The following is a 9,395-nucleotide window of genomic DNA, read 5'->3' as shown; positions in this document are numbered from 1 at the left end:
GCCAGCAGCACCGCCAGCATCACGATGATCGCACCCTTGGCCAACGCCGTCTCCTGCCCGTGTGGCTGTCCCCTTGAGGGCAGTGTGCTGGACGGCGCGCCGCCGCGCATCCCCTGACCCGGCTGCCGAGCAAGCAGCTGACGCCCCGTCCGCACCCCCATGACGATCGCCTGCTTGTCGCCGGCCGCCTCCTGCGCGGACTCCAGGCAGCGCGCGACGCCGTCGGTGACGAAGGTGAAGGCCGCGCTCTTCCTGCCGAGCTCGTCGCGGCCCGGTGGGTGAGCACGAACGCCGGAACTCGGGAGGGTGGACTGACTCATCGGTGTCCCGGGTGGGGTCACCGGCGCGAAGCCGGTTACCGTGACCGCCATGCATGCGCGCCTCAACCAGATCGTGGTGGACTGCCGGGACCCGCACCGGCTGGTCCGCTTCTGGGCCGCTCTGCTCGGCGGCGACCCGGTGGACCGGGACCGGGGCTGGGCCCACGTCGAACCGCCCGGCAGCACCCGGCTGGCCTTCCAGCCGGTCACCGATGACAAAGCCGGTAAGAACCGGCTGCACTTGGACATCGTGGTGGAGGTGATCGGGCAGGCCATCGCCGAGGCGCTGCGGCTGGGCGCCACGCGGATCGGCGAGACCGTCACCGACGACCAGGGCTCCTTCCAGGTCATGTCCGACCCGGAGGGCAACGAGTTCTGCTTCGTCGCATCCGCCGGCTGACCCGCGGCTTGGTCACGTCCTCCCCGGCGGAGCGGCCTTTCTCCGGTTGGGGGGTCAGACCAGGCGGGTGACCTCGCCGCTGTCGATCGTGGTCAACCAGTTCAAGAAGGACAAGCTGCTCGCTGCAGCGAGGAGGTGATCGTGTTCAGCTCGCCCGGCGACTTCTTGTGGCGTGCAGCGACTCCGCGGCGGCGGTGACGGCGCCGCAGCGCTGGTGGCCGAGCACAACGAAGCGCGGGTGCCCAGCTCGGCGTACTCCGCCGGGCCCATGACGAGCGGGTCGATGGTCTGCCCGGCGGTCCGCAGGACGAACGGCTCACCCCATCCGGTGTCGAAGACCGGCTCGGGCGCCACCCGCGAGTCGATGCACGAGAAGCCGACCGCGAACCGGTCCTGCGTCTGCGCCACCTCAGCCCGCCGCGCCGCGTCCTGGTGCGGGTGCGTCGAGGTGCCGGCCACCCAGCGGCGGCGGACCGCTCTCACCGGGCGGCTGGCACCGTCGGCGCAGCACGGCCCCGAAAGAAGGAAAACGTTTCCGCAAGTCAATTCCGAAACAAGAACGATGCTCCGTGGGACTACTTCCTGATGGGAGAGAGTGCCGGGTGAGGCGATGAAGGAGGCGGATTGCGGCGACTTCGCGAAGCGCGGCCACCAACGGGCGAGGATCAAGCGCAGAGCGAAGGCCGTCGCAACCCGCGGCTCTCATCGGGGTTGGCTCACTACCAATCCCAGCCGCCTCCCCAGGGGCCCCACCAGCCGCCCCACCAGCGCCGACGACGGTGACAGCGACGACGACGCCACCAGCGGCGGCGCCTGCAACGCCCTCCTCCCAGGAAGCCTTGCATTGTCTCCATCATTCCTCCCCCCGTCCCTTACTACTCAATGCCGACATTAACACCCAAATCATGACAAATTTGGATATTATTCTCAGCTTTCACATAGATTTGACGGCGAATTCAATACGTAAAGTCCACGTGCCGGACCGGGCGAACAGCGGTGCGCCCGGAGGCACAGAGCCGTTGCCGGGTCGCGCCGTAGCCTCAGCGAGCAGGGGTCCCGTCGCCCGGCGGTGCGCTGAGGGTCCCCTTGATCGTGCACGCGAACGGTGCGGAGGTTCGCCCCTTTACAGAGCCTTCGCTGATGTGGCGGCGATCGGCATGGTGAGTCTGAGGGATGAGCTCGGGCGCCGTGCGTAGGTCAGCGCGACCCGACCGTAAGCTCGCCCCCATGGCAGAGGAACTCTTCAAGGACGGCAAGCTCTCAGGCGAGGGCGAGGGCGAGGGCGATTACGCGGCAGACGGCCGGCGCCACGGCCCTTGGACCTTCTCCTTCCGCAACGGCCAGGTGAAGGCCAAGGGCAGCTACCGATCCGGTCAACTGGACGGGGAGTGGATCTGGTACCGGGAGGGCGGTGGCCTACTCCAGCAGGGTGCCTTCGTAGACGGTGTGCAGCACGGCCCTTGGCGCCGTTGGCACGACACCAGGAAGCTGCTGGATGAAGGGACTTATGCCATGGGCAAGAAGTCCGGCGAGTGGGTGACGTCCAGCAAGGCCGGCGAGGAAACAAAGCGGAAGAACCACCGCTGAGCATCCTGGCCGAGACAAGATCGCGAGCTAAGGCCTTGGATGCTCCCGCCCAGGACCTTCCGCGCGTCCCGGCCCGCACAGGAGCGGTCGCCTCGCCGAGGCGGTATGGGGCGTTAAGCCACGCGGATCCCGCTCAGCTCGTGGAAGGGGACCTCAGTTGCCCATGGCGACGGGGGTACACGGCTTCACGGGCGAGCCGGCCTTGGCCAGCCAGGAGCCGAGTCGCCAGAGCACCTGTGCGTTCTCACCGTCGCTGAACTCCAGCACGAGCGTCTCGTGCGGCTTGATGTACTCCGGGTAGATCTGGAACGTGCCCGAGCTCGCCCGGATGGCCTTGAACGAACGCACCGTGCGCACCTGCTCACGCAACTCGTCCGGGCCGTCGACGGGTGGCCCGCCGTAAGATTCGTCGACGCCGACGAATCTGGGGGCCACGCATCGCATACCCGGCTCCAGGAACGTCACGTCGGCCTTGACGCCGGCCTTGCCCAGCTCGGCCTCCAGTCCCTCGGGATCGCGCAGCCCGCTGAGGGTCACCGTGAGCGTGCCGTCGGGGCTCCTGGACACCGCGTACGCGGAGGTCCCGGTGCCGACGAACAGGGGAGTGACGGCGACGGCCGCCGCGACGCCCGCTGCGACCAGCAGCCGGGGCACCGTGACGACGCGGCGCCGGGCGTGCATTCCGTCGAGCAGCCGCCGTCGCGCCCCGGCGAGGTCCTCCGGGGTGGCCGGCGGGATGCTCTCCCACATGGTCTTGAGCGTGTCCATGGTCATTCAGCGTGTCCTTCTTGTTCCAGGGTCTGACGGATCTGGAGACGGGCCCGATTGAGCCGCGAGGCGACGGTGCCCAGCGGGATGGAGAGCGCGTCGGCGACCTCCTGGTAGCTCAGTTCGGCCCACGCGACGAGCAGCAGCACGTCGCGATCGGCCCGGGTGAGCCTCAGCAGGGCTTGCGCCAGCGGTCGGTTGACGGCCAGGGTGTTGATCCCGTTCTCGACCTGGCCGCCCGGTATCTCTGCCGGGTGCACGCCGCTGCGGATGTAGGCGCGATAGAGGTTCGTCTCCGCGCGCCGCCGCTTGCCGATCAGGTTGGAGGCGATGCCGTAGAGCCACGGGCGTGCGTCGGGGCGGCCCCTGTCGTAATGACCCCGGCGTTGGAAGGCGGCCAGAAAGGTGTCGGCGACGACGTCCTCGGCCTCGCTGGAGCCCAGACGCCTGGTCACGTAGCGGTGCAGCTGAGGCGCATGCCGGTCGAACAGAACGGCGAAGACCTCCGGCTCGTTCAGCGAGCTCTCGATGAGAGTCGCGTCATCGAGCTCGACGACTTCGCGGGGGATTGTCATGCATGTCGGCCTTTCTTGGCGTGTGCGGTTACCTGTACTTACCGCGCGAAGCCGAAATGCTTCATGGCGGGCCATCACGCCGTGGGTGACACCTCCTGCGGCCTCCCGGCCGCCGGATCGTCAGACGGTGAGCGCACGCCACCGCACTGTCTGCTGCAGCCGTGTGGTGTATAGGCGCCCGGCAGGCCGACGGGCTGCCTCGCCTCAGGCGGAGACCATATGCCGTACTTCTTGTCGTACGCCGAGGACGACCTCAAGTCCTACCGGCACGGGCACACGGGCAGGGCGGTGTCTCCGAGCGCCGGGCGACACCGGAGTGATGGAGAGCATGCGGGTCCGGCAGCTCACCGTGACCCGCGACAAGGACGGCGTCAACCTCGTGTTGGACGATCGGCTGCTGGATCGAGACCTCCGGTCGGCCCGCCGCACGGCCGGCATCGTCGGCGGTCGACTGCTGAGGGCGGGCGTGAGGCTGGTCATGGCCTGCAGGAACGTCGCGCCTGTTCCGGTCGCCACGGTGTGGCCGTCTGTGTCGCGGGCGGTCGCGTTGACGTGGCGCGCGGCGGAACGCGCGGCACTCTTGAGCGAGCAGCAGGCCCGGCGTGACGCTTGTGAGGGCTCTTCGAAAGGCACCAACCGCGTCATCAAGACCACCGCCCGAGACGCCTACGGCTTCCGCAATCCCGAGAACCAGCCGTCTACGCACCCGATGCGCCACTACCCGACGCGGCCGCGGACGCCTCAACCCCGCTCAACTTTCGCCTCAATCGAAGAGCCCCCAGTCCCGCTCGATCCCTGGCAGGTGCGGCGGCACATAAGCGGTGACTCCTCGCACCTTCGTCTCTACGCTAGTCGGCGGGGACCATCATGGCTGCGTGCCGGGCCACCGCGGCGGCGCCCGTGCCGGCCAGGACAAAAAGGGCGGCCAGGCCGACCCAGCCCGCGGTGCCGTGTTCGACGGCGGTGGTGGCGAGGATCGGGGAGAACATGGCGGCGATCGCGTAGCCGGTCTGGCTGAGGCCTTGGTAGGCGCCGACGCTGCGCTGGTCGGCCAGTTCGAAGGCCATGCCCCAGCCACCCGCCTCGCCCAGGATCTCACCCATGGTGTGGGCGAAGGCGGCCAGGACGAACAGGACGCAGGCGACGATCATGTTTCCGTAGCCGGCCAGGGCGTACAGACCGCATGCCATCGCGAGCAGCCACGAAGCGCGCCTGACCGTGCGCCCGGCCTTGCGCACGTCGTCGGTGCCGCGCGAGGCGCGCACCTGGAGTGCGGCCACGACCACGGTGTTGAGGACGAGGAGCACGGAGACGATGGCGGTGGGCGCGTCGGTGGTGGCCACCCAGAGCGGCATGCCGACGGTCAGCAGGCCGAACTGCGTGGCCACCACGGCGTTGCACGCCACGCTCGCGATGTACGTACGGTCCCTGAGCGGCGAAGGCCCGGTGGACGCGGTGCGCTCCCTGACGGCGGTCATCCTGGCGGCGAGCTCCGGCACGTGACGCCCGAGCCCGGCCAGCGGCATGGTGGCCGCCAGCAGCAAGACGCCGGCGACGACCACCGCCACACGGTACGCCGACGCGGTGCCGATCAGGAGCGCCGCCGCAGCGGCCACCGTGCCCAGGCCGATGAAGACGTTCGTGACCACGCGCATCCGGGCCCGGACCTCGACCCGCTCCGGGCCGGTGTACCACCGCGCCAGCATCGCCTGTTTCGAGGAGGAGCCCACCGAACGCGTGATCACGGCCAGGCAGGCGATCAGGGTGAACACGACGGCGTCGGAGACGAACGTGTAGGCGAGCAGCGCAACCCCGTTGAGCCCTGTCGCCACCGTCTGGACGTGGTGCGCGCCGACCCGGTCAGCCAGCCACCCTCCCGCGTACGAGGCCAGCACCCCGGTGCCGCCCGCGATTCCCAGCCCGAGACCCACCGTCGTCGCGCTGAGCCCGATGACGAGCGTGAAGTACAGCGTGCTGACGGTGTAGAAGACGCCGCTGGAGAGCGCGAACGCCATCGTGCTGACGGTCAGTGAGCGGGCGACGCGGTCCTGAGGGAAGAAGGTCTGGATCACGTGGGCCTTTATCCCGTAATAGGGCCTTTGTCGCCAATTGATGTAGCGTATGGCTTCATGGCAGGGCTGATCGAGTACGAGCTCGCGGGGATGGACGTGGCCGACGTCCGTTTCGCCATCTCGCCGCTCAACGAGCTCACGCTGTCGTTGCGCACGTTCCGCGACCCTGGGCGCTATCCCGTGCACCTGCCCTGGCTGCGCCGCACGGAGCAGGCCAGATCCACGCTGGACGTGCCCCTGCTGCGGGCGCTCACCAACGACGACATGTGGACACCGGACTACCTGTCACCCCGCCCCCACGCCCCGCTCACCCGCATCGACGACGAGCTCGCCACGGTCGCCCGCGTGCCCGTGGACCGGGTGCTCGACGACCTGCGCGCCATCCACCCCCGGCTCCCCGAGCCGCTGCGCGGCGACCCGTCGGCCCGCATCCTGGAGGCGCTGCGGGACTACTGGCGCACCTGCTTCGTGCCCTGGTGGCCCAGGATGCGCGCGGTCCTGCAGGCCGACGTGGTCCACCGCGGCCAGGTCATCTCGGCCCACGGCCTGGCCGCGATGTTCGCCGACCTCAGCGAGCGCGTTCAGCTCAAGGACGGCGTCGTACGCATGCGGCTGATCAGCGACGCCCGCTACCGGCGCTCCACCAGCGGCGAGGGCCTCACCCTGGTCCCGACCCTCTTCAGCCGGGCCGCCACCGTCCCCATCTCCTCGTCCGAGCCCCCTTTGATCATGTACGGCACCCGGGGCGTCGGCACGCTCTGGCAACCGGAGCCCCGTCACTCCCCAGGGGTGCTCACCGACCTTCTGGGCGCCACCCGGGCAGGGCTGCTCACCATGCTGGAGACCCCCGCCTCATCGACCGAACTCTCCGGCCGCCTGGGCGTCACCCCCTCGGCCGTCAACCAGCACCTCCGCACCCTCCGCGCTGCCGGCCTCCTCGCCAGCGCCCGCCACGGCCGCTCGGTCCTCTATCTGCGCTCGGAACTCGGCGACGCCCTCGTCACCGGATCAGGACTTCGGGCCGTCGGTGTCGACCGCGGAGCGGAGGACGCCGCCCACCCCGGTCCCGGTCAGTTCGGCCAGGAGGCCTGAGACGGTGGTGCGGTCGGCGCCGTGTCTCGCGCGAGGGCGTCCATGTCCGGCTATTCCTCTACTCTGGGCGCGGAAGCGGGTGCGGCGCGAAGGGTTGAACGGTGAGCGAAGGTGCATCGAGTCTCGTCGTTGTCGAGCTCTCTGCCGTGCTGGAGCGCATCACCTACGCCAATGAGGACACCGGCTACACGATCGCCCGCGTCGCGACCGAACGTACCGGCTCCGAGCTGCTGACCGTCGTCGGCCCGTTGCTGGGCGCCCAGGTGGGGGAGTCGCTGCGGCTGCAGGGCCGCTGGACCTCCCATCCCCGCTACGGCCGCCAGTTCGAGGTGCGGTCCTACACCACCGTCCTGCCGGCCACCGTCCAGGGCATCCGCCGTTACCTCGGCTCCGGCCTCATCAAGGGGATCGGCCCGAAGATGGCCGAGCGGATCGTCGACCACTTCGGCACCGCCACCTTGGAGATCATCGAGGAGCACCCCGAGCGCCTGGCCGAAGTGCCGGGCCTGGGGCCCAAACGCACCAAGATGATCGCCGCCGCCTGGGACGAGCAGAAGATCATCAAAGAGGTGATGATCTTCCTGCAGGGGGTCGGCGTGTCCACCTCCATCGCGGTGCGCATCTTCAAGCAGTACGGCGAGCAGTCCATCTCCGTCGTCAGGAACCAGCCGTACAAGCTGGCCGACGACGTGTGGGGGATCGGGTTCAAGACCGCCGACACCATCGCCCAGGCCGTCGGCATCCCGCACGACAGCCCCGAACGCGTCAAGGCCGGCCTGCGCTACACCCTGTCCGAGGCCGCCGACGACGGCCACTGCTACCTGCCGGCCCCCAACCTGGTCGCCGACGCCGTCAAGATCCTCGACGTGCCGCCCGACCTGGTCGCCGTCTGCCTGGAGGAGCTCGTCGCCGACGACGGTGTCGTCCGCGAGCCCGTCCCCGCCGGCGACAACGTGGTGCCCGCCGTCTACCTGCCGCCCTTCCACCGCGCCGAGCAGTCCCTGGCCTCGGGCCTGCTGGCCCTGCTGCGCAGCGGCCACGACCGGCTCAAGGCCTTCGCCGACGTCGACTGGGAGCGGGCCGAGTCCTGGCTGCACGCCCAGACCGGCGCCGAGCTCGCCTCGGAGCAGCGCCAGGCCGTCCGCCTGGCCCTGACCGAGAAGCTCGCCGTCCTCACCGGCGGTCCCGGCTGCGGCAAGAGCTTCACCGTACGGTCCATCGTGCTGCTGGCCCGCGCCAAACGCGCCCGCGTCATCCTGGCGGCCCCCACCGGCCGCGCCGCCAAACGCCTGGCCGAGCTGACCGGCCACGAGGCCACCACCGTCCACCGGCTGCTGCAGCTGCGGCCCGGCGGCGATGCCACCTTCGACCGCGACAACCCCCTGGACGCCGACCTGGTCGTCGTCGACGAGGCCTCCATGCTGGACCTGCTGCTGGCCAACAAGCTCGTCAAGGCCGTCGCCCCGGGCGCGCACCTGCTGTTCGTCGGCGACGTCGACCAGCTGCCGTCGGTCGGCGCCGGCGAGGTGCTCAAAGACCTGCTGGCCGCCGAGGACGTGCCCCGCGTACGGCTGACGCAGATCTTCCGCCAGGCCCAGGAGTCCGGCGTCGTCGTCAACGCCCACCGCGTCAACACCGGCCGCCACCCCGTCCTGGAAGGGATGAAGGACTTCTTCCTGTTCCCGTGCGAGGAGCCGGAGGAGATCGCCGCCCTGACCGTCGACGTCGTGGCCCGCCGCATCCCCGCCCGCTTCCGCCTCGACCCCCGCCGCGACGTGCAGGTCCTGGCCCCCATGCACCGCGGCGCGGCCGGCGCCGGCGCGCTCAACACCGCCCTGCAGGAAGCCCTCACCCCCGCCCAGGAGGGCATGCCCGAACGCCGTTACGGCGGCCGCGTCTTCCGCGTCGGCGACAAGGTCACCCAGCTGCGCAACAACTACGACAAGGGCGCGGCCGGGGTGTTCAACGGCACCGTCGGCATCGTCACCGACATCCGGCCCGACGAGCACAAGCTCACCGTCGTGACCGACGAGGACGAGCCGGTCGACTACGCCTTCGACGAACTCGACGAGCTCGCCCACGCCTACGCCGTGTCCATCCACCGCTCCCAGGGCAGCGAGTACCCGGCCGTCGTCATCCCCCTGGCCACCAGCGCCTGGATGATGCTGCAGCGCAACCTCCTCTACACCGCCATCACCCGCGCCAAGAAGCTCGTGGTGATCGTGGGCTCGCGCCGGGCGCTGGCCCAGGCCGTCCGCACCAAGGGCGCCGGGCGACGGCACACCGGCCTCACCCATCGCCTGACGCCGCGTTGACCTGCAGTCGACCACCACAAGTGATCTAAATGTGACCGAACTCTCCCAAATCATTCGTCGTCTTACATGAAGGAGCATTAGGGTTTTTGTGGTGCCTTTGGTGCCCTGGGGGAGAGGACAGTCTTGAACGTTACGCCCACGTGGAGGAAACCGGCCGCCGCCTCTGTCGCACTGCTGGCCGCGGCCGCCCTGACCACCTCCTGCTCGAGCGGCGGCGGCACCACTACCGCCGCCGATCCCGGCGTACCCTCAGCCACCACCTCGCC

Annotated in this window: 9 protein-coding genes; 4 read left to right on the top strand and 5 right to left on the bottom strand. The window is 69.7% G+C overall.

Going from position 1 to position 9,395, the window contains the following annotated elements; all coding sequences use genetic code 11:
• Positions 1-371: hypothetical protein (locus ETD86_RS49870; protein WP_211370824.1), on the bottom strand; the 371-nt coding region annotated here is incomplete at its 3' end.
• Here ETD86_RS49870 and ETD86_RS49865 point away from each other — a divergent pair.
• Complete coding sequence (locus tag ETD86_RS49865; RefSeq protein ID WP_138673628.1) at positions 370-720, top strand: VOC family protein; 351 nt, start codon at positions 370-372, stop codon at positions 718-720. The genes ETD86_RS49870 and ETD86_RS49865 overlap by 2 nt on opposite strands.
• Before the next feature lie 54 nt (positions 721-774).
• Here ETD86_RS49865 and ETD86_RS49860 read toward each other — a convergent pair whose 3' ends face one another.
• Positions 775-1,203: a carbonic anhydrase gene (locus ETD86_RS49860; protein ID WP_170223730.1), complete on the bottom strand. Its 429-nt coding sequence runs from the start codon at positions 1,201-1,203 to the stop codon at positions 775-777.
• Between the two features lie 744 nt (positions 1,204-1,947).
• Here ETD86_RS49860 and ETD86_RS49850 point away from each other — a divergent pair.
• A complete protein-coding gene (locus tag ETD86_RS49850; RefSeq protein ID WP_170223729.1) occupies positions 1,948-2,307 on the top strand; it encodes a toxin-antitoxin system YwqK family antitoxin in 360 nt (119 codons plus the stop codon).
• Between the two features lie 153 nt (positions 2,308-2,460).
• On the opposite strand, the gene ETD86_RS49845 is transcribed toward ETD86_RS49850, so the two are convergent.
• From ETD86_RS49845 to ETD86_RS49830, 3 genes are all read right to left on the bottom strand, one after another.
• Positions 2,461-3,081 (bottom strand): hypothetical protein, encoded by a 621-nt coding sequence (locus ETD86_RS49845; protein WP_246149450.1) that lies wholly within the window; start codon positions 3,079-3,081, stop codon positions 2,461-2,463.
• Positions 3,078-3,650: an RNA polymerase sigma factor gene (locus ETD86_RS49840; RefSeq protein ID WP_138673625.1), complete on the bottom strand. Its 573-nt coding sequence runs from the start codon at positions 3,648-3,650 to the stop codon at positions 3,078-3,080. The genes ETD86_RS49845 and ETD86_RS49840 overlap by 4 nt, the downstream gene beginning before the upstream one ends.
• A gap of 848 nt (positions 3,651-4,498) precedes the next feature.
• The gene (locus ETD86_RS49830; RefSeq protein WP_138673624.1) at positions 4,499-5,722 is read right to left on the bottom strand and encodes an MFS transporter; all 1,224 of its coding nucleotides are present in this window, start codon (positions 5,720-5,722) and stop codon (positions 4,499-4,501) included.
• A gap of 57 nt (positions 5,723-5,779) precedes the next feature.
• Between ETD86_RS49830 and ETD86_RS49825 the strand changes: the two genes are divergently transcribed.
• Both ETD86_RS49825 and recD2 read left to right on the top strand, forming a co-directional pair.
• Complete coding sequence (locus tag ETD86_RS49825) at positions 5,780-6,814, top strand: ArsR/SmtB family transcription factor (RefSeq protein WP_211370823.1); 1,035 nt, start codon at positions 5,780-5,782, stop codon at positions 6,812-6,814.
• 101 nt (positions 6,815-6,915) lie between these two features.
• Positions 6,916-9,129 carry an SF1B family DNA helicase RecD2 gene (gene recD2 / locus ETD86_RS49820; protein ID WP_138673623.1) on the top strand — a complete coding sequence of 738 codons (2,214 nt, stop codon included), beginning with the start codon at positions 6,916-6,918 and terminating at the stop codon, positions 9,127-9,129.
• The last annotated feature ends 266 nt before the right edge of the window (positions 9,130-9,395 follow it).

Source organism: Nonomuraea turkmeniaca, from assembly GCF_005889735.1.
Lineage (GTDB): Bacteria > Actinomycetota > Actinomycetes > Streptosporangiales > Streptosporangiaceae > Nonomuraea > Nonomuraea turkmeniaca.
The sequence above is the reverse complement of the archived record's forward strand: the minus strand, read 5'-3'. Positions and strand labels throughout refer to the sequence as shown.

Coding starts and splice junctions, on each gene's coding strand:
- ETD86_RS49865 (WP_138673628.1), top strand. CDS start 370: ATGCATGCGCGCCTCAACCAGATCGTGGTGGACTGCCGGGACCCGCAC.
- ETD86_RS49850 (WP_170223729.1), top strand. CDS start 1,948: ATGGCAGAGGAACTCTTCAAGGACGGCAAGCTCTCAGGCGAGGGCGAG.
- ETD86_RS49845 (WP_246149450.1), bottom strand. CDS start 3,081: ATGACCATGGACACGCTCAAGACCATGTGGGAGAGCATCCCGCCGGCC.
- ETD86_RS49840 (WP_138673625.1), bottom strand. CDS start 3,650: ATGACAATCCCCCGCGAAGTCGTCGAGCTCGATGACGCGACTCTCATC.
- ETD86_RS49825 (WP_211370823.1), top strand. CDS start 5,780: ATGGCAGGGCTGATCGAGTACGAGCTCGCGGGGATGGACGTGGCCGAC.